At 65.8% G+C, this 22,694-nt stretch carries 22 protein-coding genes, 1 pseudogene, 1 riboswitch and 1 other annotated feature; of the genes and pseudogenes, 12 read left to right on the top strand and 11 right to left on the bottom strand.

The window, feature by feature from the left end:
* Positions 1-14: 14 nt before the first annotated feature.
* Positions 15-78, bottom strand: a sequence feature (sul1 is cis-regulatory element that is thought to sense ions involved in sulfur or methionine metabolism; They are found in Alphaproteobacteria).
* A 76-nt stretch (positions 79-154) separates the two neighbouring features.
* Genes HNP51_RS13650 through HNP51_RS13640 form a run of 3 tightly spaced genes read right to left on the bottom strand, consistent with a single transcriptional unit; the run spans position 155 to position 4,817 of the window.
* A complete protein-coding gene (locus tag HNP51_RS13650) occupies positions 155-1,267 on the bottom strand; it encodes an osmoprotectant NAGGN system M42 family peptidase (protein ID WP_184271513.1) in 1,113 nt (370 codons plus the stop codon).
* A gap of 21 nt (positions 1,268-1,288) precedes the next feature.
* The gene (gene ngg / locus HNP51_RS13645; protein ID WP_184271509.1) at positions 1,289-3,052 is read right to left on the bottom strand and encodes an N-acetylglutaminylglutamine synthetase; all 1,764 of its coding nucleotides are present in this window, start codon (positions 3,050-3,052) and stop codon (positions 1,289-1,291) included.
* Positions 3,042-4,817 carry an N-acetylglutaminylglutamine amidotransferase gene (locus HNP51_RS13640; protein ID WP_184271506.1) on the bottom strand — a complete coding sequence of 592 codons (1,776 nt, stop codon included), beginning with the start codon at positions 4,815-4,817 and terminating at the stop codon, positions 3,042-3,044. Before HNP51_RS13640 ends, ngg begins: the two co-directional genes overlap by 11 nt.
* Before the next feature lie 65 nt (positions 4,818-4,882).
* Between HNP51_RS13640 and HNP51_RS13635 the strand changes: the two genes are divergently transcribed.
* Together HNP51_RS13635 and HNP51_RS13630 are read left to right on the top strand one after the other, a co-directional pair.
* On the top strand, positions 4,883-5,368 hold the full coding sequence (locus HNP51_RS13635; RefSeq protein WP_184271503.1) for a MarR family winged helix-turn-helix transcriptional regulator: 486 nt from the start codon (positions 4,883-4,885) through the stop codon (positions 5,366-5,368).
* Positions 5,369-5,751: 383 nt separating this feature from the next.
* The gene (locus HNP51_RS13630) at positions 5,752-6,738 is read left to right on the top strand and encodes a sodium:solute symporter family transporter (RefSeq protein WP_260398497.1); all 987 of its coding nucleotides are present in this window, start codon (positions 5,752-5,754) and stop codon (positions 6,736-6,738) included.
* On the opposite strand, the gene HNP51_RS13625 is transcribed toward HNP51_RS13630, so the two are convergent.
* Together HNP51_RS13625 and HNP51_RS13620 are read right to left on the bottom strand one after the other, a co-directional pair.
* Positions 6,701-7,546, bottom strand: coding sequence for a FecR domain-containing protein (locus HNP51_RS13625; protein ID WP_260398496.1), 846 nt, complete (start codon positions 7,544-7,546; stop codon positions 6,701-6,703). The two genes, HNP51_RS13630 and HNP51_RS13625, sit on opposite strands and share 38 nt — an antisense overlap.
* A 13-nt stretch (positions 7,547-7,559) precedes the next feature.
* Positions 7,560-8,048 (bottom strand): RNA polymerase sigma factor, encoded by a 489-nt coding sequence (locus tag HNP51_RS13620; protein ID WP_184271500.1) that lies wholly within the window; start codon positions 8,046-8,048, stop codon positions 7,560-7,562.
* 117 nt (positions 8,049-8,165) lie between these two features.
* Between HNP51_RS13620 and HNP51_RS13615 the strand changes: the two genes are divergently transcribed.
* From HNP51_RS13615 to HNP51_RS13600, 4 genes are all read left to right on the top strand, one after another.
* A complete protein-coding gene (locus HNP51_RS13615; protein WP_184271497.1) occupies positions 8,166-8,372 on the top strand; it encodes a helix-turn-helix domain-containing protein in 207 nt (68 codons plus the stop codon).
* A 110-nt stretch (positions 8,373-8,482) separates the two neighbouring features.
* Positions 8,483-8,710 carry a helix-turn-helix domain-containing protein gene (locus HNP51_RS13610; protein WP_184271494.1) on the top strand — a complete coding sequence of 76 codons (228 nt, stop codon included), beginning with the start codon at positions 8,483-8,485 and terminating at the stop codon, positions 8,708-8,710.
* Between the two features lie 66 nt (positions 8,711-8,776).
* Complete coding sequence (locus HNP51_RS13605; protein WP_221415914.1) at positions 8,777-8,986, top strand: helix-turn-helix domain-containing protein; 210 nt, start codon at positions 8,777-8,779, stop codon at positions 8,984-8,986.
* 429 nt (positions 8,987-9,415) lie between these two features.
* On the top strand, positions 9,416-9,682 hold the full coding sequence (locus HNP51_RS13600; RefSeq protein ID WP_221415913.1) for a hypothetical protein: 267 nt from the start codon (positions 9,416-9,418) through the stop codon (positions 9,680-9,682).
* A gap of 117 nt (positions 9,683-9,799) precedes the next feature.
* Here the strand turns inward: HNP51_RS13600 and HNP51_RS13595 are convergent, their stop codons facing one another.
* From HNP51_RS13595 to HNP51_RS13585, 3 genes are read right to left on the bottom strand one after another with little or no spacing between them, the layout of a single operon-like run.
* A complete protein-coding gene (locus tag HNP51_RS13595; protein ID WP_184271491.1) occupies positions 9,800-10,327 on the bottom strand; it encodes a hypothetical protein in 528 nt (175 codons plus the stop codon).
* Complete coding sequence (locus HNP51_RS13590; RefSeq protein WP_184271488.1) at positions 10,328-10,960, bottom strand: matrixin family metalloprotease; 633 nt, start codon at positions 10,958-10,960, stop codon at positions 10,328-10,330.
* Complete coding sequence (locus tag HNP51_RS13585) at positions 10,947-11,501, bottom strand: hypothetical protein (protein WP_184271485.1); 555 nt, start codon at positions 11,499-11,501, stop codon at positions 10,947-10,949. The genes HNP51_RS13590 and HNP51_RS13585 overlap by 14 nt, the downstream gene beginning before the upstream one ends.
* A gap of 454 nt (positions 11,502-11,955) precedes the next feature.
* Between HNP51_RS13585 and HNP51_RS13580 the strand changes: the two are divergent.
* Positions 11,956-12,756 (top strand): annotated as a pseudogene (locus HNP51_RS13580) (transposase); the annotation flags it as partial.
* A 104-nt stretch (positions 12,757-12,860) separates the two neighbouring features.
* On the opposite strand, the gene HNP51_RS13575 reads toward HNP51_RS13580, so the two are convergent.
* Entirely contained in the window at positions 12,861-13,658 is a 798-nt protein-coding gene (locus HNP51_RS13575) for a site-specific integrase (RefSeq protein WP_260398495.1), read from the bottom strand.
* A gap of 376 nt (positions 13,659-14,034) precedes the next feature.
* On the opposite strand from HNP51_RS13575, the gene dusA reads away from it, so the two are divergent.
* The 3 genes from dusA to HNP51_RS13560 all read left to right on the top strand — a co-directional run bounded on the left by dusA (position 14,035) and on the right by HNP51_RS13560 (position 17,950).
* Positions 14,035-15,075 carry a tRNA dihydrouridine(20/20a) synthase DusA gene (gene dusA, locus HNP51_RS13570; protein WP_184271479.1) on the top strand — a complete coding sequence of 347 codons (1,041 nt, stop codon included), beginning with the start codon at positions 14,035-14,037 and terminating at the stop codon, positions 15,073-15,075.
* A gap of 126 nt (positions 15,076-15,201) precedes the next feature.
* Positions 15,202-16,026, top strand: coding sequence for a sulfite exporter TauE/SafE family protein (locus tag HNP51_RS13565; RefSeq protein ID WP_184271476.1), 825 nt, complete (start codon positions 15,202-15,204; stop codon positions 16,024-16,026).
* A 103-nt stretch (positions 16,027-16,129) separates the two neighbouring features.
* Positions 16,130-17,950 carry a methyl-accepting chemotaxis protein gene (locus HNP51_RS13560; RefSeq protein ID WP_184271473.1) on the top strand — a complete coding sequence of 607 codons (1,821 nt, stop codon included), beginning with the start codon at positions 16,130-16,132 and terminating at the stop codon, positions 17,948-17,950.
* 130 nt (positions 17,951-18,080) lie between these two features.
* Here the strand turns inward: HNP51_RS13560 and metB are convergent, their stop codons facing one another.
* Both metB and HNP51_RS13550 read right to left on the bottom strand, forming a co-directional pair.
* Positions 18,081-19,259 (bottom strand): cystathionine gamma-synthase, encoded by a 1,179-nt coding sequence (gene metB / locus HNP51_RS13555; protein ID WP_184271470.1) that lies wholly within the window; start codon positions 19,257-19,259, stop codon positions 18,081-18,083.
* Positions 19,256-20,323: a homoserine O-succinyltransferase gene (locus HNP51_RS13550; RefSeq protein WP_184271467.1), complete on the bottom strand. Its 1,068-nt coding sequence runs from the start codon at positions 20,321-20,323 to the stop codon at positions 19,256-19,258. Before HNP51_RS13550 ends, metB begins: the two co-directional genes overlap by 4 nt.
* A gap of 79 nt (positions 20,324-20,402) precedes the next feature.
* Positions 20,403-20,526, bottom strand: a riboswitch (SAM riboswitch).
* 75 nt (positions 20,527-20,601) lie between these two features.
* On the opposite strand from HNP51_RS13550, the gene HNP51_RS18365 reads away from it, so the two are divergent.
* Together HNP51_RS18365 and HNP51_RS13545 are read left to right on the top strand one after the other, a co-directional pair.
* Positions 20,602-20,838 (top strand): hypothetical protein, encoded by a 237-nt coding sequence (locus HNP51_RS18365; RefSeq protein ID WP_221415912.1) that lies wholly within the window; start codon positions 20,602-20,604, stop codon positions 20,836-20,838.
* A 122-nt stretch (positions 20,839-20,960) separates the two neighbouring features.
* The gene (locus HNP51_RS13545) at positions 20,961-22,694 is read left to right on the top strand and encodes a Gfo/Idh/MocA family oxidoreductase (RefSeq protein WP_184271464.1); all 1,734 of its coding nucleotides are present in this window, start codon (positions 20,961-20,963) and stop codon (positions 22,692-22,694) included.

Here is a 22,694-nt window from a genome sequence, read left to right as displayed (position 1 = left end):
ATGGGCAGCCTCGAAGTTTCCCGACGGATCGGCGGACGGGATAGCCACCCGTCGCCTGCAGGCAGGTCCGGGTCCGAGGTGAGGACGTCTGATGCGGGCCGCCGCGGAAAAAGGCAAGTCTGCTGCGCCAGATGGCCGGCGGCGGCCGTTTCGCTCAGGACAAGGGCTGGCGCGTGAAGCCTGCGACGCTGCTCATAGGGCGGGCGTCGCGGCCGATCTCCACCTCGCTTTCGACATAGGCGATCAGCAGGCGGGCCAGGTCGCTCAGGGCGCTTTCGTGGATCCGCTCATAGCCGTGGCTGGCGTCGATGCCGAAGGCGAGCAGGGCGGTGCGGATGTCGGCCCCGGATTCCAAAGCCGAAGCGGAGTCGGACCGATAGTAGCGGAAGACGTCCTTCTGATGAGGGATGCCGTGATCTCGCGCCAACTGGACCAGCTTGCGCGACAGATGCCAGTCGAAGGGACCGGTCTGGTCGGCCATGGCGATGGTGACGCCGAACTCGGAGGAATTCTGGCCCGGGGCCGTCGTGCCGTTGTCGACCGTGACCATGGCGGCCACGTCCGGAACCAGGACCGAGGAGGCGCCCAAGCCGACCTCTTCGGCGATGGTGAAGAGCCACCAGGTGTCCACGGTCGGCGTACGCTCTTCGCGGATCAGGCATTCCAGCGCCGCCAGAAGGACGGCCACGCCCGCCTTGTCGTCCAGATGACGCGAGACGATGTAGCCTGTGTCGAGGAACTCGGGCTGCGGGTCGATGGCGACGATGTCGCCGATATCGACGCCGAGCTTCAGCGTGTCGTCGCGGTCGTGGGTGACGGCGTCGATGCGCAGCTCCACATTGCGCCAGTTGACGGGCTGGCTGTCGATCTCGGTGTTGAAGGTGTGACCCGAGGCCTTGAGCGGGAGAATGGTCCCGCGCCAGGCGCCGCCTTCGGAGAAAATGGTGCAGCGGGCTCCTTCGGCGAAGCGCGAGGACCAGTGACCGATGGGGACGACCTCCAGTCGGCCGTTGGCCTTCACCTGTTTGACCTGGGCCCCCAGGGTGTCGATATGGGCGACAACTGCGCGAGCGGGCGTCGCGTCCCGTCCCGGCAGGCGGGCGCGGATCGCGCCACGACGGGTCATCTCATAGTCAAGGCCGAGCCGCTCCAGTTCGCGGCACAGCAGACGGACTGCCTCGTCGGTGAAGCCAGTGGGGCTGGGCGTGTCGAGCAGGTCGTCGAGGCGGGCCTTGAGGTAGGCGAGGTCGATGGCGGGATCGGGCAAGACGTCTCCTTCTTGTGGCGTTCAGGCGTTGCTGCGCGGGGAGCCGGACGCGGAGGCCGGGAAAAGCAGGTCTATGAAACGCTCGGCCGTCGGCTGGGGTTCGTGATTGGCCAGGCCCGGGCGTTCATTGGCTTCGATGAAGGCGTAGTCGGGCTGGTCGGGCGCCTTGACCATCAGGTCGATGCCGGTGACCGGGATGTCGATGGCGCGAGCCGCCGCAATCGCCGCGTCCACAAGGACCGGGTGCACGATGTCGGTCACATCGTGAATGGTGCCGCCCAGATGAAGGTTGGCGGCCTTGCGCACCATGACCTCGACCCCATCCGGGGCTACGTCGTCGAGGGCGAACCCGGCTTCGGCCAGCGTGCGCTCGGTTTCGGCGTCTATGGGAATGCGGGACTCGCCGCCAGTGGCGGCGCTGCGGCGGCGGCTCTGGAGTTCGATCAGTCGGCGAATGCTCGTCTGCCCGTCGCCGATCACACGGGGCGGACGGCGCACGGCGGCGGCCGCCAGCTGGAAGTCGATGATGACCAGGCGCAGATCCTCGCCCTGGACCTGTTCTTCGATCAGGACATCGCTGCAGATCCGCCGCGCGCCGATCAGGGCGCTCTGGACCTCGCTCATGGTCTTGAGGCCCACGGCCACGCCCTGGCCCTGCTCTCCGCGCGCGGGCTTGACCACTAACCGGCCATAGGCGGCCAGGGCGGCGTCGATCGCAGAGGGGCTGTCGGCCCTGATGGAGGCGGGGGTGGTCACCCCGGCCGCAGCGACGATGCGGCGGGTCATCCGCTTGTCGTCGCAGATGCTCAGGGCCACGGACGAGGTCAGTTCGGACAGGCTCTCACGGCATCGCACGCTGCGACCGCCCCAGGTCAGGCGGAACAGGCCGCCTTCGGCGTCGATGACCTCGGTGGCGATGCCGCGCCGGCGGGCCTCATTGACGATGAGGCGGGCATAGGGATTGAGGTTTTCATCGTCCGTCGGGCCGGTGAAGAGGACTTCGTTGATCGGGTTCTTGCGCTTGACCCCGAAGAAGGAGACGCGGCGAAAACCCAGTTTTTCGTAGAGGGCGATGGCCTGCACGTTGTCGTGCATGACCGACAGATCCATGTAGGCTAGGCCCTGGGTCCGGAAGTGTTCGGCCAGACGCCGGACCAGGGCTTCGCCTATGCCGGGCTGACTGGCCTGAGGCGCGACCGCCAGGCACCACAGCGAAGATCCGCCTTCCGGGTCGTTTACGGCGCGGGCGTGGTTCACGCCCGTTACGGTCCCGATCACCTCGCCGGTGAGGGCGTCCTCGGCGACGAAGTAGGTCAGGCTTCGGTCGTCCCGGCGTGACCAGAGGAAGCCGGGCGGGGTCTGGACCATGCGACGCGCGGCGTAGATTCGGTTGATCGCCTCGGCGTCCTGTTCAGAACCCAGGCGGCGGATGGAAAAGCCGCGCGGCTGGCGTCGGCTGGGTCGGTAGACAGCGAGGTCCAGCCGATAGGTGTGCGACGGGTCCAGGAAGACTTCTTGGGGGGCCTGGGCCAGCAGGACGTGGGGGTTGCGGACATAGAAGGCGATGTCGCGCCGGTCCGGGGCCTCGGCGCGCAGGGCGTCGATCAGGGGCGCGGCCGTCTCGAAGGTCTGGGCGAACAGCAGCCGTCCCCAGCCGCAATCGACGATCGCGTCCGCCGCCATGGCCTCGCCGTCCTGACCCTGGATCAAGGGCTTGAGGCTCTCGTGGCGAAGCCGCTTCAGCCTGTGGGCCTGGGAGCGGGCTGGACGGGGATCAGAGGCCATGGTTCTGCATCCACATTTCGAGGACCGCGACCTGCCACAGTTCCGAACCGCGCAGCGGCGTCAGGCGGCTGGTGGGGTCGGCGAACAGGGCGTCTAGATAGGTCTGGTCGAACAGACCACGGTCACGGGCGGCCTGATTGGTCAGGGCTTCGCGCACCATTTCGAGATAGGGGCCCTGGATGTATTTCAGGGCGGGCACGGGGAAGTAGCCCTTCTTGCGGTCGATGACCTCTGACGGGATCACCAAGCGCGCGGCCTCCTTCAGCACGCCCTTGCCGCCTTGAGCGAGCTTGTGTTCGGGCGGGATACGGCCTGCCAGCTCGACCAGTTCGTGGTCGAGGAAGGGCACACGCGCCTCCAGGCCCCAGGCCATCGTCATGTTGTCGACCCGCTTGACCGGGTCGTCGGCCAGCATGATCTGGCTGTCCAGGCGCAGGGCCTTGTCCACCGGCGTGTCGGCGCGACCTTGGGCGAAATGGGCCTCGACCAGGGCGCGGCTGACGTCGGTGTCGGCCATATAGGCGCCGTTCAACTGAGTTTTCAGGACAGCGTGGCTGCGGTCGAAGAAGGCCTTTGCGTAGGTCTCGACCGGGTCGGTCGTCGACAACATCGGCGGGTACCAGTGGTAGCCGGCGAAGATCTCGTCGGCCCCCTGGCCGGACTGAACCACCTTGATGTGTTTCGAGACCTCCTGGCTCAGCAGGTAGAAGCCGACATTGTCATAGCTGACCATGGGCTCCGACATGGCGCCGATGGCGCCGGGCAGGGCCTCCATCAACCGGGCGTGCGGCTCGAAGATCTGGTGGTGGTTGGTTCCGTAGTGTCTCGCGATCAGGTCGGAATAGGCGAACTCGTCGCCCTTCTCGCCGTTGGCGGCCTCGAAACCGACGGAGAAGGTCATCAGGTCCTTCTGACCCAGTTCGGCCAGGAGGCCGACGATCAGACTGGAGTCCACACCCCCCGACAACAGAACGCCGACCGGCACGTCGGCCACCATGCGGCGCTTCACCGCCTCGCGCAGGGAAGCCAGGACCTGGTCGCGCCAGTCCTCGGCTGTCATGCCGGCGTCCTCGGGGCGACGGGTCATGTTGGCTTGCCAATACAGGCGATCACGCGACGTTCCGTCGGCCTCGATGACGCGGATCGTCGCGGGAGGGAATTTCTTGACGCCCTTGAGCAGGGTGTGGGGCGGCGGCACGACCGCGTGGAAGGTCATGTAGTGGTGCAGGCCGACCGGGTCGATCGTGGTGTCGATATCGCCAGCCGCCAGCAGGGCCGGCAGGGTCGAGGCGAAGCGCAGTCGCTTGCCTTTCTCGGCCAGATAAAGCGGTTTGATGCCGAACCGGTCACGCGCCATGACCGTGCGGCCGCTGTCACGCTCGTGCAGCACGAAGGCGAACATGCCCTTGAAGCGATCAACGCAGGTCTCGCCCCAGGCCTTCCATGCCTTGATGATGACCTCGGTGTCGCCCTCGGAAAAGAAGCGGTAGCCGAGACCCTGAAGCTCCTGGCGAAGTTCCGGATAGTTGTAGAGGCAGCCGTTGAAGACCAGGGTGATCCCGAGCTCGGGATCGACCATGGGCTGCTGGGCCTTTTCAGACAGATCGATGATCTTGAGGCGGCGATGACCCAGTCCGACCGAACCCCGCAGAACGATGCCGGCGCCGTCAGGCCCTCGCGGCGCCAGGGCCTCGGTCATGCGTTGCAGGGCGTCGGCGTCTACGGGACGCCCGTCGTGATTGATCTCGCCGCTCAGGCCGCACATAGGCTGTCCTTGTACTGTGAATGTAGCGTGCACAAATAGTTAGCACACTAAGGAATTCAACCCTGATGGACCCGATCCTCAGCCCGCACCCGGTTCCCCGACCTGAACGCCCCGCCGATCCGACCGCCTCCCTGGTGCGGTCCATGCGGCGCATCGCCCAGGCGATTGACGTCCGCTCGCGCGAAATCGCTCGGCTGTCGGGGCTGACCTTGCCGCAACTGATCGTGCTGCAATCCGTGCGCTCGCTGGGGGAGGTGACGACCCAGGCCATATCGCGAGATGCGGCCATGTCGGCGCCGACGGTCGTCGGCGTTCTGGACAAGCTGGAGGCGAAGGGGCTGGTGGTCCGCTATCGCTCGACGCGGGATCGTCGCGTGGTCCACGTCCGCACGACAGAGGCAGGCCAGGCCGCCCTTGCGGACTCGCCCGACCTGCTGGGCGAGGGCTTCATCGCCGCCTTCGGCCAACTGCCCGTCGAACGGCGCAGGGATCTGGCGGAGGCTCTGGATGTTTTGGCGGGCTTCATGGTCGGAGCAGCCCCCCAGGGTTGAGAGCGGGGTGCGGTCGGCCTTTTTGCGGAAGATGTCGCCGGGTCTTGAGCTTGAGATCGTTTTCGGCTTCGGGCGCGGTTTTCGAGTCAAGCGGTAATCGTGCGGTCAGCGATTATCTCAGAATATCTCGATCAGCCTCGTCGATAGCGCGACCGTCGGGCTCAAAGACAGACCTTGCCGTATTTTGAGGGCCACGCCGTCGCCGCAGGACATCTGATGGCGGAGCCTGTTTCTACTGCATCGCACAATAAGTTTATCTCAGCTTCGCCTTACCCAAACTATGGTTGCGCTGCGGTCTGTCTTGAGACGGCTGCATAGGCGCTGCATCGGCGGCGCCACCACCATCGCGCCTGGCTGGGGTCGGGCGTCTGCGCACCTGTGAAATGATCGTCCGTCGGCGCCTGGCGCGGCGCGGTCTGATGCGGCGTGCGCCCAGGGCGGCGCGCCTGGCGCGTCAGAGCAAGACAGGAGCGCTGACCGGCGTGGATGAAATACAACTTCACCAATTGGGCGGACCGCTGACGGTCGCCCTTCTGGCGGTCTTCTTCGGCGGGACCATGCTGGTCTCCATGGCCATCAGCCGTCGCAAGGAAAATGCAGACGACTACATGACGGCCGGCAACAGCATCGGGCTGGGCATATCGGCGGCCTCGATGACGGCGACCTGGATCTGGGCGGCGTCGATGTACGCCTCGGCCACGTCCGGCTACACCTACGGCCTGTCTGGCCCCATCCACTATGGGCTGTGGGGCGCGTTGATGATCCTGTTCATCTACCCCTACGGCAAGCGGATACGGGCCGTGGCGCCCAAGGCCCATACCCTGGCCGAGGTCATGTACGCCCGGCACGGACGCTCCAGTCAGTTGATGCTGGCCAGCTCGAACATCCTCGGCAGCGTGATCAGCCTGACGTCCAACTTCATCGCCGGCGGGGCCCTGATCGCCATGCTTTCGCCCTTCAGCTTCAGCCAGGGGATCGCTGTGCTCGCCGGCGGCGTCCTGCTCTATACGCTCTGGTCGGGGTTCCGGGCTTCAGTGCTGACGGACTTCATTCAGGTCTGCGCCATGCTGGGCGCTGTGGTCATCATCATCCCGGCGGTCTTCTTCGCCGTCGGCGGGCCGGCTGTCTTTGTAGAGGGCGCGGCCAATGTGACGCCCCAGCAGGGCTCATTCTTTTCGTCGGACGCCTTCTTCAACCAGGGCGCGCCCTACATCGCCGCCGTCCTGGCCTATGCGATTGGCAACCAGACCATTGCGCAGCGGTTGTTTGCGGTGCGCGAAGACCTGATCAAGCCGACCTTCATCACCGCCACCATCGGCTATGGCGCCACCGTCATCGGCGTCGGCATGCTGGGCGTGGTGGCCCTCTAATCGGAGCCGCCAGATAGCGGTTCACCTCAGCGACGGCATCAGCAAGCGGCGTGTCCACAAAGGTCAGTTCTCCGTCGGTCCAACTCGTCGCTGTGTGGGCGTTCACGGTCGAGACCTTGGCTTTGCCTGACTTGATGGCTGACTGTTGGTTGGGCTGCAGCCTTTGAGGCGCGCCCGGCGCGGCAGCCTGCGCCACATCGACGGCACCCGATACAAGAACGACCCGGGTCTCTGATCCGACGCGACGCACTTCAAAGACCGTTCCGACAGCCGTCACAGATGCGTCTGTCGTCGAAACCACGAACGGGCGGCCAGGGTTGTGCGCTACTTCGAAGAGGGCTTGGCCTTCGGCAAGCTCAATGCGACGTTCCCCCGCGGTGAAGCGGATCCGCATCTTTGACGCGGTGTCCAGGCGGACACGCGACCCGTCGGCTAGTTGCAGGACCCGCTGCTCGCCGATGCCGGTGGCGTAGGTGTCGCGGCCCTGCCAGAAGAAGACGCCTGCCGCGAGCGAGGCGGCCAGAGCCGCAGTCAGGCCGACTGCACCGATCTGTTTGGCGCCGAAGCGTCTGGGACGTCGACGCTGCGCCTGCGCGAGCGCGGCCTGGATGTCAGGATCTTCCGCCAGTTCACCTGTACGTGACCACAACTGCTCCGCACGACGATAGGCTTCGGCGTTTGCCGGGTCTTCGCGCCACCTGGCGAATTCGTGGATCGTGTCCAGCGAAATGGTGCGCGTGCCCAGCCGCGCAATCCAATCGGTCGCTTGGTCGTCGGCGGCCGTTCGTGTCTTTGCCTCAGCCGGCATTGAAGCCCCTGGTCTAGCGTCGGAGTTGAGCATCGACCTGTTTCAGAGCCCGCGAAATGCGACGCTCCACGGTCTTCACCGACACCTCTAATCGCCCAGCGATCTGCTCGTTTGTCAAACCTCCGAAGCGGCTGAGCATGAAAATATCTCGCTCGGGTTGCGGAAGCTTGAGGACGAGCTGCTTCAGAAGGACGGTTTCGGTCTGGGAGGCGGCGTCGGCAGAGGTGGGCGTGGAGGCGGCGTGGCGGCGTTGCCTTTGAGCGCGGCGGCCTTCTTCGGCCACGAGGTTGGTGGCGATCCGGAGGAGGAGGGACTTGGGGTGACGGACCTCGCCGCGCGCCTGATAGGGGGCGATGCGGAGGTAGGTTTCCTGGACGACGTCGTCGACACCCGTAACGCCTAAATGGCGGAGACGGGTTGAGAGCCAGTCAGAGTACTGACCGTACAGCTGCGAAAGACCACGCCGTTCGTGGTCGTCTAGTCGGTCCGATCCAAACGTCATGAGAACGCGTCCAGCCTGCGACGCCGGAGCCAAAGGCATCACCGAGAGTCTAACAGCCTTGTCGAATGGTTACTATAGTGACTGGAGGGGCGAGGTTGTTTCGCTGCCGTTGGATCGATGGATCTGCGGGAGGCATTTGGGCGAAACGTCCGGCGTATTCGGCAAACGCGCGACCTTACAATTGAGGCGCTCGCTGATGCCGCGAGCCTTTCTTATAGCTATGTCGGCGAACTTGAACGCGGTCGGCGAAATCCGTCGCTAGCGGTCATTGAGGCACTTGCCGATGCGTTGAACGTAAGTCCGCACATCTTGCTGCTGAAATAGCCACGAACGGGGAGGGTAATCGCCATCCTGCCCCGGTGAAACAGGCCAAACGGTCCCTTTGGTCACTATCGTAACTGGTTTAGGCGGCTCTTTATCGGCCCGTTGGGCCGATGGGGCTGGCTTCCACATTTGGCCGAAATGTTAGAAACGCGAGGCGTGCAAAGGGCCTTACGTTGGAAGCGCTCGCTCACGATGTCGGGCTTGCCTACAGCTATATTGGTGAACTGGAGCGGGGGCGCCGAAATCCAACCCTTATGGTCGTCGAGCGAATAGCAAAGGCCTTGGATCGAGATCCCATCGAACTCCTATCAGGCACCCCTGCGGATCAGGATAGCTGAGACCGGCATAGCTCCATGAAATGACACGTCTGGTGGGCAGCCAAGTTCGAGCTTGGCCGGTCTCCTATGCCTGTGGACGTCGTAGCCCTTTTAGGCCGCAACGTGCGTGTTCTAAGTACAGCTGCAGACCTCTCGCAGGAGGAACTGGCCTTCCGGGCTGGTATGAAGCGGAGTTATCTCAGCGATCTCGAGCGCGGCACGAGAAATCCTAGCATCAGGGCGCTGGGACGCATTGCTGCTGCGCTAGGGGTGCCGCCAAGCCGGCTTCTGGAATAGCGCTGCCGGGCGCATGGCCGGAATATCCCGATTTGCAGGAGTTCTTTTAGCCAGCGCTACGCGCGCTTGTGACTGAGGCCGTGTAAAAACGCGCGGAGCTGGTTCGATCCGGATCAGAGCTTGAGGCGCAGCGCTCGCCGAAACGGCGCTGCGCGAAGCCGTCTTCGCGGCAAGGCCGGCTTCGGATATCGGGCGCAGCTAAATGCCGTTCATCACGATCTCGTCGTCCGCGTCCTCCCAGTTCCACACATGGGAAACGAGAAGTTAACCGTCAAGCTGGCGCAGTCTCTGATGCGCGCGGATAGGCGAACGTTCGTTAGGTCAGCTTCATCAGCTGAACGACGTCCGGAAGATGGCGCTCAAACGCCCCTATCGCGATCATGGGCAACCGACTTCCGTTCAGCCTGCGCGTGCTGACACGGGCCAACAATGACCCTGGCTCTGTTACAGGCCCTAACGCTCTACTCCCCCAAGAGCCACAACCTCATCCGCCTCCGCAACATGACGGAGCCTCTTGAGCCGAAGCTCCGCGAAGTCTTGCCCCACCACACCAAGTTCCAGAAGCGCTGCTTCGAGTTGTTGAGAGCGGCCTACGTGAAGGCCCGCTACTCACGCCATTACCGCATCACCGATGAAGAACTGGCCTTCCTCCCCGAACGCATCGGTGCTGCGCCAGGTCGTCGCCGAGGCGAGTGACAAGCGCATCGCCGAGCTCCGCAAGACGGCCGATCAGGCCTGACCTAGGTCGCGCACTTGGCTGCCGCCGCAGACCATCCGGCCGAAACACGACCAGGCAGCCGACTGAACCGAAATCTAACCGGGGCTGTCGCTAAAGTTGATCAGCGAGAAAACACGGCGCGCCACGTCACAATCGGCGTCTGTTCGGCAGTTCGCAGTGGCGCCAAGTTCCATGCCTCTCGCTGGCGTCGGTGCCGACTGATGTGTCTGGGCTTCCGGCCGCCTGGCCCGCATGCGCAACGTCCTTCCACCGACGAACGCGTCTGTCGCCGCGTAGGAGACGAGGTCAGCCTCCTGCCCATCGACCTTCATGCGATCCTGTGACCAATCCTGCTGGCCCAGAGGGCCTTCCGGAAAGCTGACCTGGGGCCGGTATTCGAAAACAATTTCGGTGGCGTCATTCCCGACCACGATGAAGCTGGGATCGCGCACGCCGGAAGGCTTGGGAACTTCGCGGAACGTCGGGGGCACATGGATCGTGCAACAGGGATCGAACGCGACTGCCCGCCAGTTGGCCGGAACGGCCTGCTGCCCTAGCCCGGAATCGGCGGAGCAGGCCGCTATCAAACTAGTGAACAAAATCGCGACAATAGCGGCTCTCATCTATCGGGCTCCGTACTGTCGGCGCAGTTCCGCCGCCTCCGCAGCGCAGGGACGTGTGCGGGTGTCCCCTGCGAAGGTGCCGTAACTCATGGCGCAGCTGTAGTCGTTGTGATGCCCAAAGCCGAGCGAGTGCCCAAGCTCATGCAAAGCCACATACTCGAAACTGTAGCGGTTCGACGCCACCCCGCCGCTCGTCGGGCACTGGAGGTCGCCATCTGCGGTATAATAGGAACCGTTCCAGTAGAGCATCTGGTCGTTGATGCCGACCCAGGCCGAATTCATCATCGTACCAGTATTCGGATATCTAGTCGCTTGGCCTGGCACAGACGGGCTCAACCGCTGCGGCGCGATTGTGACCCGACCGACGTAGGCTTGGCGGTCCGTCTGGTAGTTCTGCGAGGTCCACCCATACGTCCACCGCGATCCCTGAGCGTTCCACGTATCGATGGCACGCTGGGTCGCGGCATCGCAAGCAGGCGGCATGTCTACGTGAATGAAAACGTGTGCCGAGGGCGTCGCCCACTTCCGGTCCATTGGCGGTGTTTGCGCCAACGCCGGCGTGGCGGCGAGGCATGAGCAAAGGGCCAGAAGCGCCGAGCGGCAAACCGTTGATACGGATTTATTGAGCTGCATTTCTAGCTTCCTCGATTGAAGAAAGACGGGGTTGTCCGATGACAGTGGGCATCAGGCCCTCTCGAGAAACCAGATAGCCCGGCATGATCTGCGCATAGGCTGCATCCTGGCTCTGCCTGCCTGCCTCAGCGACCAACTGCTGGTAATAGTCTCGCGACAGGAGCAGTAGGAATTGCTCGCCCGCGGCGGGCCGCAGGTCGGTGCTGACCTCCATGGTTTCCGTGGACTGCTGTCGCAGGGCGAACTCGGCGCCTGGTGAAAGATCGCCTTTAAGGCGGTCCACCACCCGAAATCGGATTGTGGAACCGAACCCATCCCCTGCGCTGGTCTGGCGCTGATCCAGCGCCTCAGCCACGACGATACTCTGGGCAAGAGCGGCCTGCTGTTGGAAAGTAGTCTCTCCTCGGATCGCGGCTGAGGCGGCTTCGAACACATCGACGCCGCGCGCCCGATTTCGTAGAATATCCGCAGGTCGCAATCCGGCGGCCGCCAGCAATTGGATAACTTCAACATTCAGCGCTGACTCCAGCCGAGCCCGCATCTGCGGGTTTCGCCCGAGCCCATTGGGGGCGATGCGTGCGTTGGCTACAAGCGGTCTGAGTTGAGCGACAAGTGCAGTTGCGCCGCGCCGGGAAAGTGCGGCCTCCCTATTCCGTTGTCGCTCTGCTGTCCTCTCAAGGAACGCTTCGACGGGATCGGTGGGCGCCGCCGTGGTCGGACGCTCGATCCCCGCGGGAGCATCGGGGTATGCCGTCGCCGGGGCGGGTTGCGCGTTCACAGCCGACGCCAAAGCCGTGGACAGAACAACCGTAGCTATAGTTGGGAGTGGCTTCACTGTTTCTTCCTGGTTGCAGTCCTTTCCTAATTTGGTTCGTCGATCAAGGTTCCGGGAATTTCTTCGAGATGACTCTCGAACGGCTCGTCCCGATAAAAGACTACAGCGCGTCTAAAGACGTGAGGTCAGTTTTATTCTGCCGCACAGGGATAACGCCATAGGCCGACCTTCGATTGATCCTGAGTTATTGATCCGCATGCTGCTGGTTGGCTATTGCTTCGGCTTTCGCTCGGAGCGGCGTCTGTGCGAGGAGGTCCATCTGAACCTGGCCTATCGCTGGTTCTGCCGGTTGAGCTTGGACGGTGATGTGCCGGATCACTCGACCTTTTCGAAGAACCGCCCGGCCGTTTTCGCCACACCAATGTGTTGCGTGAACTGTTCGAGACGGTGCTGCGGCGATGCATCCGTGAGGCCTAGTTGGCGGAGAGGGTTTCGCGGTCGACGCCAGCCTGATCAAGGCCGACGCCAACCGCCAGCGCTGCGTGCCCGGCCACGAAGGCCTGCCGCCGGAGGCTGCCAGCCGCGCCATCGACGAGTATCTGGCCGTGCTGGACGACGCCGCCTTCGGCGGCGCGACCCCCGTGACGCCCAAGTTTATCTCACCGGCCGATCCGACCTCGCGCTGGACCGGTGCCAACAAGGGGCTGGCCTTCTTCGCCTATGCAACCAACTATCTGATCGATCTGGAACACGCGATCATTGTCGATGTCGAGCCGTCTACGGCGGTGCGCCAAGCCGAGGTGACGGCCGTCCGCACCATGATCCACCGTGCGCGTGAGCATCATGATCTGTGGCCCGCCGACTGGCGGCGGACACCGCCTATGGCTCGGCCGAGATGCTGGACTGGCTGGTCCACGATCAGGGCATCGAGCCGCGCATCCTCGTCATCGACAAGTCGGAGCGGATCGACGGGACTTTCTCGCGCGCCGACTTCGCCTACGACCACGCCCAGGACCTCTACCGCGGGAGCAAACCGCAGCGCCCGTTACTGGCGACGATCTCAGCAGCCGCCTTTTCAACGAAATCGGCGCGTTGCTGACAGCGCCCTCCGGAAAGGCGGCAGCTTTAGTCGGCAAATCCGGAAGCGATCACGTGAAGGGATTCTGGTCTCAGGTGGGTGTACCGACGGAGCATCTTCCAATCCTTGTGACCGGTGACGAGCGCGACCTGCTGAATCTGAAAGCCGGCTTCGAACAAGCGGCTGGTTCCTTCGTGACGAAGGTCGTGAAAATGCAGGTCCACGATTTCGAGGCTTTTGCAGGCTCGCGTGAACGCCGTGCCGGCAGACCGGTGACTGAAAGGGAAGATGCGAAGGTCCGCATTCGAGCGGGCAGGGCGCTGATCTTCGATCACCGCGACGGGATCGAAACCGGAGACTGACAGCAGGGGGATGCGCTGATCATTTCCTGTCTTCTCGCGAGGGTCTTTCCGGTCGCGAATGGTCAGCATCTTGGTCCGGCTTGCGTAGTCATCCCAGACGACTTTGAAAATCTCCTCCTGGCGCATCGCCGTTGCGATCGCGAACCGAATGACAGCTCCCATGGGTATGGTTTGACGAGGCTTCTCGTCGAAGTGGCGGATCAAGCGCTCGAGTTCTTCATCGCTAGGCCGGCGATCTCGTTCGACGCCCTTGCCAATCAGGCCAAGGCGTTTGAGGGCGAGGCGGGCCATGTCGATGGCCTCGACCGAGACTGTCAGGCCGTGAACCGCCGCAGCATGGGAGAGGATGAGCTTGATCGCCCCGATGTCGATGCTCAGCGTCATGGGGCCGGCGCCTTCGGTGGCGCGCCTTCGACCGAAGTCGATGAACAGTTGTCGATCCAGTTGGGCGATCTTCTTACCCCCCAGGCGCGTCTTCAGCATCTTTAGCGTCGCCGCTTTCGAGCGCCTGGGCGCCTTCCCTACGGACTTCATGTCCTCGATGTGTAGGTCGATGAGTTCGCCGAACGTGCGAAGCCGCGCTGACCGTGAGGGGGTAGGGACCTCGCCGCGATCGATCCGCCCCTCGGCTTCGGTGGCCCACCGGCGCGCGTCATCGCGTTTGAGGAAGGTCTCGCTTATATAGCGACCCTTCCGTCTCACCTGGACCCGCCACGTTCCTGACGGGAGTTTCGAGTACGTCGCCATTTCGTGTGCGCTCTGTGTGCACTGAGGTGTCGAAAACCCGGAAAAAACGTCGCAACACGTCGCAAATTCGAGTGCACACGCCGCCTTCCAACTTTTTGATATTACTGAAAAAATGTCTATAAATCAAGCTCATAGACTGTCCGTGGCCCCCATGATGGACTGGACCGACCGCAACTGCCGGGCGTTTCACCGCGCCCTGACCAGCCGGGCGCTGCTCTATACCGAGATGGTCACGGCGCCGGCGGTGATCCACGGCGATCGCGAGCGGCTGCTGGGCTTTGACGCGGTCGAGCATCCGGTGGCGCTGCAACTGGGCGGCTCGGACCCGGCGCAACTGGCCGAGGCGGCGAAGATCGGCGAATCTTACGGCTACGACGAGATCAACCTGAACGTCGGCTGTCCCTCGGACCGGGTGCAGTCGGGCAAGTTCGGCGCCTGTTTGATGCGCGAGCCGGAGCTGGTGGCCGACTGCATGGCGGCGATCAGGGAGGCGGTCAGCGTCCCCGCCACGGTCAAGTGCCGCATCGGCGTCGATGATCAGGACCCCTTGGTCAGCCTGTTCGCTACCGTTGACGCCTCGGCGGCGGTGGGGATCACCCACTTCATCGTCCATGCGCGCAAGGCCTGGCTGAAGGGCCTTTCGCCCAAGGAGAACCGCGACGTGCCGCCGCTGGACTACGCCCTGGTGCGGCGTCTGAAGCGCGAGCGGCCGCATCTGACCATCTGCATCAACGGCGGCATCGGCGATCTGGATCAGGCCGAGGCGCATCTGGATGACGCCGACGGCGTGCGGTTGGACGGCGTCATGTTGGGCCGCGCCGCCTATCACGAGCCGGCCCTGCTGGGGCAGGTGGACCGCCGCATCTTCGGGATGGAGGTCGAGGACGTCGATCCCTTCGCCGCCATCGAACGCTATCGCCCCTATATGGCCGGACGGCTGGACGAGGGGGCAAACCTGGCCAGCATGGCGCGGCATATGCTGGGCCTGATGCACGGCCGGGCCGGGGCGCGGGCCTTCCGCCGCATCCTGACCGTCGAGGGCGTCAAGGCCGGGGCCGGGCTGGAGGTCGTGGACCGCGCCGTCGAGGCCGTGCGCGAGGCCGAGGCGCGGCATAGCCGGTTGGGCGAGGCGGCGTCTGAAGAAGCGGCCTGATCTTTACTTTCGTCGTCCCGGCCTTGAGCCGGGACCGCCCAAGGCGCCGCTGCTTCCTGCGGTCCCGGATAGCGGCTGCGCCGCTTCCGGGATGACGAGGAGGAAAGCGCCCGCTATGCCCAGGCGATGAGCGCTCTGCCCCTGTCCGAACTGCTGATGATGGCCGCCGCCTTGGTCGCGGCGGGCGCGGTGGCGGGGGTAATCGGCGGCCTGTTCGGGGTCGGCGGCGGGACCGTGCTGGTGCCGGCGCTGTTTTACGCCTTTTCGGTGCTGGGGGTGGGCGGCGAGAGCAATCTGCACGTGGCCATCGGCACCTCGCTGCTGACCATCGTCGCCACCTCGCTGCGGTCGCTGGCGACGCACCGGGCGCATGGGGCGGTGGACGAACAGGTGCTGAAGACCTGGACGCCCTGGGTGGCGTTCGGCGGCCTGGTCGGGGCGGCGATCGCGGGTTTCACCTCGATGGAAGGCCTGGCCGTCGTCTATGGCGTCTGTCTGCTGCTGATCGCGGCCCAGATGGGGCTGCTGCCCGAGCATGTGACCCTGCGCAAGGATCTGCCGACGGGCTGGGGACGCCGCGGCGCGGGGACGGGCATCGGTTTGCTGTCGGCCATGATGGGCGTCGGCGGCGGCAGTTTCGGCGGCATGATGATGACCCTGTGCGGTCGGCCGATCCATCAGGCGGTGGCGACGGCCAGCGGTTTCGGCCTGGCCATCGGGGCGACGGCGGCCCTGGGCTTTGCGATCTTCGGCTGGGACGCGCCGGGGCGGCCGCCGCTGTCGCTAGGCTACGTCAACGTCCCGGCGGCGGTGATCATGGGACTGCTGACCGCCCTGACCGCCCCCTATGGCGCGCGGCTGGCCCATCGGCTCAATCGAAAGGTGTTGAGGAAGGCCTTCGCGGTCTATCTGTTGCTGACCGCTCTCTCGGTGGTTCTGAAAGCACTTTGAGAAATACTCATTTCGCCTACGTAGATTTCCGAGGTGAAACGCTAAGGCTTTGGCGAACCGCGCGCGGTTAGGGAGATAGCAGTCATCCCCCCGAGCGTAGAAAATGCTGCAGAACCTGTCCGTTCCCAAGAAGCTGATGCTGTCCTTCGCCGCCGTCATCGCGGCCTGCGGGATGGCGACCATGGTGGTCCTGTGGGCCGTGACGGTGCTGCAGCGCGCAGACGCCAACAACGCCGCCTCTGCCGAGATGTTCAAGGCCTCGGACCTGGTGCTGGCCGCCGCGGTCGAGCAGCAGAACGCCATGCGCGCCTATGTGGCGACGCGCGACGCCGACTTCATTCCCAAATACGAGGAACCGGGCAAGGTTCTGGTGTCGCGACTGGCCGACCTGGCCGCCGCCGACGTCAACGCCGCCTATGGCCAGGAACAGGCGGCGCTGAAGGGGGCGGTCGACGCCTTCCACCAGAGCGCCGACGGCCTCATGGCTCTGGCCCGCGATCCCGCCACCCAGCCTCAGGCCGTCGCCGGATTGGAAGCCGGCGCGCGCCTGTCGGACATCCGCGCCGCCATCACCTCCATTCAGGAAAAGGAGGCGGTGGTCGCCGCCGCCAACGCCAAGGCCAAGGCCTTCGCCTACAAGGAAGCCTACTGGAGCTTCGCCATCGGCGGGGTCGTGGCCCTGATCATCGCGTTCGGCGCCATCGCCTGGCTGATCGGGGCGCTGAGCCGTCCGGTCGAGGCCATGACCCGCGCCATGGCCCGCCTGGCCTCGGGCGATCTGAACGTCGCCATTCCCGCCATCGGCCGTCGCGATGAGATCGGCCACATGGCCGACGCCGTCCTGACCTTCAAACAGAACGCCGAGGAAAAGGTGCGTCTTGAAGCCGAGGCCGAGGTCCAGCGCGCCGCCGCCGAACAGGCCCGCATCGCTCAGGCCGAACGCGACGCCGAGGCGGCCCGCCAGCAGGCCCAGGTGGTGGATGGCATCGCCTCTGGCCTCGAACGACTGTCGAGCGGCCAGTTGGCCTTCCGCCTGAACGCCGCCTTCGCGCCCGAGTACGAGAAGCTGCGCGCCGACTTCAACGCGGCGATGACCCAGTTGCAGAGCACGATGCGCGTCATCGTGGATCGCTCCAGCGCCATCGGCGCCAGCGCCCATGAGATCAGCCAGGCCTCGGACGACCTGTCGCGCCGCACCGAGCAGCAGGCCGCTTCGCTGGAGGAGACCGCCGCCGCCCTGGAGCAGATCACCGCCACCGTGGCCCGCTCCGCCGAGGGCGCGATCGAGGCCGGCGGCGTCGTCGACGGCGCCCGTCAGGAAGCGACGCAAGGGCAGGCCGTGGTCGGCCGCGCCATCGTCGCCATGGGCGAGATCGAACAATCCTCGAACGAGATCGGCAACATCATCGGAGTGATCGACGAGATCGCCTTCCAGACCAATCTCCTGGCCCTGAACGCGGGCGTCGAGGCGGCGCGCGCGGGCGAGGCCGGTCGCGGCTTCGCCGTGGTCGCCTCGGAAGTGCGGGCTCTGGCCCAGCGCTCGGCCGAAGCCGCCAAGGAGATCAAAACCCTGATCTCGGCCTCCAGCCGCCAGGTCGGCGAGGGCGTGGCCCTGGTGGGCGACACCGGCCATGCGCTGGAGCGGATCGCTGAGCAGATCACCCGCCTGACCGCCATCGCCCGCGAGATCTCGGCCTCGTCGCAGGAGCAGTCCAGCGGTCTGCAACAGGTCAATATCGCCGTGGCCCAGATGGATCAGGTCACCCAGCAGAACGCGGCCATGGTCGAGGAATCCACCGCCGCCAGCCATTCTCTGGCGCAGGACGCCCGCGAGCTGGACCGGATGATGGGGCAGTTCTCGCTGGACGGCGCAGGGATGGACGCGCGCGGTCAGCAGCAGATGCTGGAACGCGCGGTGGCCTGATGCGGCCCCGTCATCCCGGCCGAAGCCTCGCGGAGCGAGGCGCAGAGCCGGGACCGCCCAGAACGCCGCCGTTAGCTTTTCCTGCGGTCCCGGATAGCGGCTCCGCCGCTTCCGGGATGACGGCTGCCCTTTACGCCGCCTGTTGCAGCACCAGGGCGTCCAGCGCCTGAACCAGGTCGGCCAGGATGTCGTCCTGATGCTCCAGTCCGACCGACAGGCGGATCAGGCCGTCGGTGATGCCGGCGACGACGCGGGCGTCGGGCGTCATGGCGGCGTGGGTCATGGTGGCCGGGTGGGCGATCAGGCTTTCGACGCCGCCCAGGGATTCCGCCAGGGTGAAGATGTCCAGGCGCTCGATCAGGTCGCGCACGGCGTCGGTCCCGCCGTTCAGTTCGAAGCTGAGCATGGCGCCCGGCCCCGACTGCTGGCGCGCGGCCAGGGCGTGGCCGGGGTGGGACTTCAGGCCGGGATAGTGGACGGCCTTGACCGCCGGGTGCTGCTCCAGGGCGGCGGCGACCAGGCCGGCGGTGGCCTGCTGGCGCTCGATGCGGGTGAACAAAGTGCGTAGGCCCCGCAGGGTCTGATAGGCGTCGAAGGGCGAGCCGGTGACGCCCAGGCAGTTGGCCCACCAGGCCAGTTGTTCATGATCCGCCGGATCCGCCGCGATCACGGCGCCGCCGACCACGTCGGAATGGCCGTTGATGTATTTGGTGGTCGAGTGGACGACGATGTCGGCGCCCAGCTCCAGCGGGCGTTGCAGGGCGGGCGACAGGAAGGTGTTGTCGCAGACCACCTTGGCGCCGACGGCATGGGCGCGGCGACAGACGTCGGCCACGTCCACCACACGCAGCAGGGGGTTGGACGGGGTCTCGATCAGCACCAGCTTGGCGCCGTCGGCCAGGGCCGCATCCATTGCTTGGCCGTCGTTCTGATCGACGAAGGCGACGCGGAAATGACCTTTCTTCGCTCGGGCGCACAGCAGGCGGTGGGTGCCGCCGTAGCAGTCATGCGGCGCGATCAGCAGTTCGCCGGGGTTGAGCAAGGACAGCGGCAGGTCGACTGCGGCCATGCCGGTGGCGGTGATGACGGCGCCGGCGCCGCCCTCCAGCTCGGCCAGGGTGTCGGCCAGGACGTCGCGGGTCGGATTGCCCGAGCGCGAGTAGTCGTATTTCCGCTTCTGATCGAAGCCGGCGAAGGAATAGTTGGACGACAGATACAGCGGCGGCATGACTGCGCCGTGGGCCGTATCCGTATCCACGCCCGAGCGGGCGGCGATGGTGCGGGGATCGGCGGGACGGGCGCGGCTCATTGGTCGATGTCCTTCAGAACGGAGGTCAGGATTTCGGCGACCAGAACGTCTTCCTTCAGGAAGGCGTCGTGGCCGTAGAGGGAGGGGTGCTGTTCGAACCGCCAGAGGTTGGGCAGGCGCGCGGCCAGTTCCCTCATGTCGTCGATGGGGCAGAGGCGGTCGGTGGTGAAGCCGATCAGGGTGACGGGGGCGGTGATGGCCTCGGGTTCGACGCGGTGGCGGTCGATGGAGTCCGAAAGGCTCAGCCAGCGTGAGGGCGTGGTGCGGTCGCGATAGGCCCGGCCGCGCGCCTGCAGATAGTCGCAGACGGGATAGGCCTGACCCGCATGGCTGGGGGCTTCGGAATCGAAGCGCTCGCCGAACTCGTCGGGGGTGCGATAGGTGGTCATGGCCAGCTCGCGGGCCAGACCGACCGCCTGATCGACGCGGCCGGTCTCCAGGCCCAGTTGCAGGATGCGGCGCTGGATGCCGCGCCAGGCGGTGGCCAGGGGGTGAGGGCGGTGGGCGGCGGACACCACCACCAGCTGCTCGGCCCAGTCGGGGAAGAGTTCGCCGAACGCCAGCGCGATCATGCCGCCGTAGGAGCAGCCGATGAAGGCCGCGACCTTGTCCACGCCGAGATGATCCAGCAGCAGGGCCAGCAGCCGCGCCTGATCCTGGGTGGTGATGGTCAGCGGCGGCTTGGCGTCCTTGGCGTCGGGACCGAAATCGGGCGCGAAATCAAAGGCCAGGACACGGAAACGGGTCAGGTCGATAGGGGCGCGAACGCCCACGGCGCCGGACCACCAGCCCAGGCCCTTGGTCTCGGTGCGGTGGACATAGCGGTCGGCGGAGATGCCGCCGGCCACGACGATCAGGGGGGCGCCGGCCTTGCCGTGCAGGCGGCCCACGATCTGCTTCTGGTTCAGGGTTCCGCCGAAATCGAGCGGGAAGCCGTCGGGGATCGGCACGACGACGTCATGGGCCCCGTCGCGCGACAGCAGCTCGGACGGACGGCGTGCGGAGGCGGGCCGACAAGCGGGCTCTTCAACAGGGTCGATGGGGTCGATCAGGGCCAGGGTCATGGGTCTCGTCACTCAGCAAAACGGCTCGCCAAGGAACCCATGCAGTGACAGACCGTGGAGCGTCGCCTCGTCGATGCTCCACCCATCTCTCGCGGTCTTCAGGTCGCCCTGAAAACCCCGCAGGAGTTGGCACCGTTTCGGGCGGAACCCGATGGTTGCCCCGGCGTCAAAGGGCCTAATCCCTCAGCCGGTCTTGATGAGTGACCTTACGTTGCGGTTGCGAAGGGCGCCGGTCAAGCGAAATAATTCACCTCATTTTGGCGATTGGAGACCGCAAGGTGGTGAAATTGCGCTTTTGTGGCGCGTCCGGGAAAAATTTGTTCTTCGAGGGGTTGACGCGGTGCGGGGTCCTGGAACACCTTGAGGCAGGATTTTTCAACCGGACGCCGCCTGTGCTTGACCGCCTCGCCAGCATGATGACCACCCAGATCGCCGCTTCGGCGACGGGCCTCGTCGCGTCCATGATTACGACCACCGGTACCACCACCATGCCCTCGCGGGCGGGGACCGGATGATGCGCGCCGCCTAGGCGAGAAACGCAAAAACCGATCACCCCGCCCGGACCCCCGGGCGGGTTTTTTTATGGCCCGAGCCCACCCCGACCTCCCCACCAGACCCCGCCTTCAGGATCACCCCGATGCCCGCTTCCGCCCTCGCTCTCGTCGCCGACAAACAGAAACCTCAGGCGGCTCCCGACGCCGAAGTCGTGGTGCTGAAGTTCGGCTCGTCCGTGCTGCGCAACGCCGCCGAAGCCCCCGCCGTGGCCTCGGAAATCTACGGCCACGTTCGCGCCGGGCGGAAGGTGGTGGCGGTGGTGTCGGCCCTGTCGGGTCACACGGATCGGCTGCTGGCCGACGCCCGGGCGCTGGGCTTGGATCACGAGAACGAACTTCTGCCGGCCTATGTGGTGCTGGGCGAGGAAAAGGCGGCGGCCTTGGTCGCCATCGCCTGCGACCGGGTGGGGCTGGACGCGGTGGGTCTGTCGGTGGGGGAACTGGGGATCGTGGTCGAGGGTCCGGCGCAGCACGCCCGGCCGGTCAGCCTGAAGGGCGAGCGCCTGCAACAGGCCCTGGCCGAGCATGAGGTGGTGGTGGTTCCCGGCTTCGGCGGCGTGCGCTCGAACGGCCGCGTGGCCCTGCTGGGACGCGGCGGATCGGACCTGACGGCGGTGGTTCTTGCCGCCGAGCTGGGGCTCGACCGGGTGCGTCTGGTCAAGGATGTGGACGGCCTCTACGACCGCGATCCGGCCTGCGAAACGGGCACGCCGCTGCGCTATCGCCGCGCCAGCTGGGAGACGGCGCGCCAGCTGGGCGGGGCTCTGGTCCAGCATGACGCCATCGATCTGGGCATGCAGCACGGGGTCGAGATCGAGGTCGCCGCCCTGGGCCGCGCCGAGGGCACGGTGGTCGGAGAGCGCGGCGCGCCTCCCGGGCCGGTTCAACCCGAGGCACCGCTGCGCGTGGCCCTGGCCGGTTGCGGCGTTGTCGGCGGCGGTCTGCTGAACCGGCTGCTTCCGGACAAGCGCTATGAGGTGGTCGGCGTCCTGGTCCGCAATCCGGCCAAGAAGCGCGACGTGGCCGCGCCGGCCGACCTGTTCACCAACGACGTCGAGGCCCTGCTGGCCAAGAAGCCGGATCTGCTGCTGGAGGCCATGTCCGAAGGCGAGGCTGGTCACGCCCTGATCCGTCGCGCCCTGGAGGCCGGCTGCGACGTGGTCAGCGCCAACAAGCAGGCCGTGGCCCGCGATCCGGCGGGCTTGCAGGCCCTGGCCGCCGCCAATGGCTGTCGCGTCGCCTGGTCGGCCTCGGTCGGCGGCGGCGCGCCGATGATCGAGACCCTGCGCGCCGCCCGCGCCGCCGGACCGGTCGCCGGGTTCGAGGCGGTGCTGAACGGCACGGTCAACTTCATGCTGCAACGTCTGGGCGAGGGCGCGGCCTTCGCCGACGCCCTGTCCGACGCCCGCGTGGCGGGCTTCGCCGAGGAGGACCCGTCCTCGGATCTGGAAGGCCACGACGCCGCCGCCAAGGTCAAGCTGCTGTCCTTCGAGGCCTTCGGCCGCGCCCCGGCCGACCTGCCGCGCGACGAGCTGTCGGCCGAGACGCCGCTGGGCGACCGCCCGGTGCGCCAGATCGGCGCCTGTCATGATCGCGGTGGTCGTCTGGAAGCCTCGGTGCGGCTTGACGGCGATCTGAAAGACGCGCTCTTCCAGTCGTTGAACGGAGAGAGAAACGCCTTGAAAGTCTATGGTCAGGACGGTCGCGTCTGGACGTGCAAGGGCCGCGGCGCCGGGCGCTGGGCCACGACCGAGAGCGTGCTGGCCGATGTGGCCGACGTGGTGCGCGCCCGTCGCGCGGCGGCGGAGCTGGTCTGA

The organism is Brevundimonas bullata, assembly GCF_014207965.1.
GTDB classification, from domain to species: domain Bacteria; phylum Pseudomonadota; class Alphaproteobacteria; order Caulobacterales; family Caulobacteraceae; genus Brevundimonas; species Brevundimonas bullata_A.
The sequence above is the reverse complement of the archived record's forward strand: the minus strand, read 5'-3'. Positions and strand labels throughout refer to the sequence as shown.

Bases quoted from the DNA above. Each gene is read 5' to 3' on its own strand.
- HNP51_RS13595 (WP_184271491.1), bottom strand. From the start codon at position 10,327: ATGAGAGCCGCTATTGTCGCGATTTTGTTCACTAGTTTGATAGCGGCC.
- ngg (WP_184271509.1), bottom strand. From the start codon at position 3,052: ATGGCCTCTGATCCCCGTCCAGCCCGCTCCCAGGCCCACAGGCTGAAG.
- HNP51_RS13560 (WP_184271473.1), top strand. From the start codon at position 16,130: ATGCTGCAGAACCTGTCCGTTCCCAAGAAGCTGATGCTGTCCTTCGCC.
- HNP51_RS13550 (WP_184271467.1), bottom strand. From the start codon at position 20,323: ATGACCCTGGCCCTGATCGACCCCATCGACCCTGTTGAAGAGCCCGCT.
- HNP51_RS13575 (WP_260398495.1), bottom strand. From the start codon at position 13,658: ATGCTGAAGACGCGCCTGGGGGGTAAGAAGATCGCCCAACTGGATCGA.
- HNP51_RS13585 (WP_184271485.1), bottom strand. From the start codon at position 11,501: ATGCGGGCTCGGCTGGAGTCAGCGCTGAATGTTGAAGTTATCCAATTG.
- metB (WP_184271470.1), bottom strand. From the start codon at position 19,259: ATGAGCCGCGCCCGTCCCGCCGATCCCCGCACCATCGCCGCCCGCTCG.
- HNP51_RS13610 (WP_184271494.1), top strand. From the start codon at position 8,483: ATGGGGCTGGCTTCCACATTTGGCCGAAATGTTAGAAACGCGAGGCGT.
- HNP51_RS13620 (WP_184271500.1), bottom strand. From the start codon at position 8,048: ATGACGTTTGGATCGGACCGACTAGACGACCACGAACGGCGTGGTCTT.
- HNP51_RS13640 (WP_184271506.1), bottom strand. From the start codon at position 4,817: ATGTGCGGCCTGAGCGGCGAGATCAATCACGACGGGCGTCCCGTAGAC.
- HNP51_RS13565 (WP_184271476.1), top strand. From the start codon at position 15,202: ATGAGCGCTCTGCCCCTGTCCGAACTGCTGATGATGGCCGCCGCCTTG.
- HNP51_RS13545 (WP_184271464.1), top strand. From the start codon at position 20,961: ATGCCCGCTTCCGCCCTCGCTCTCGTCGCCGACAAACAGAAACCTCAG.
- HNP51_RS13630 (WP_260398497.1), top strand. From the start codon at position 5,752: ATGATCGTCCGTCGGCGCCTGGCGCGGCGCGGTCTGATGCGGCGTGCG.
- HNP51_RS13590 (WP_184271488.1), bottom strand. From the start codon at position 10,960: ATGCAGCTCAATAAATCCGTATCAACGGTTTGCCGCTCGGCGCTTCTG.
- HNP51_RS13615 (WP_184271497.1), top strand. From the start codon at position 8,166: ATGGATCTGCGGGAGGCATTTGGGCGAAACGTCCGGCGTATTCGGCAA.
- HNP51_RS13605 (WP_221415914.1), top strand. From the start codon at position 8,777: ATGCCTGTGGACGTCGTAGCCCTTTTAGGCCGCAACGTGCGTGTTCTA.
- HNP51_RS13600 (WP_221415913.1), top strand. From the start codon at position 9,416: ATGACCCTGGCTCTGTTACAGGCCCTAACGCTCTACTCCCCCAAGAGC.
- HNP51_RS13635 (WP_184271503.1), top strand. From the start codon at position 4,883: ATGGACCCGATCCTCAGCCCGCACCCGGTTCCCCGACCTGAACGCCCC.
- HNP51_RS13625 (WP_260398496.1), bottom strand. From the start codon at position 7,546: ATGCCGGCTGAGGCAAAGACACGAACGGCCGCCGACGACCAAGCGACC.
- dusA (WP_184271479.1), top strand. From the start codon at position 14,035: ATGTCTATAAATCAAGCTCATAGACTGTCCGTGGCCCCCATGATGGAC.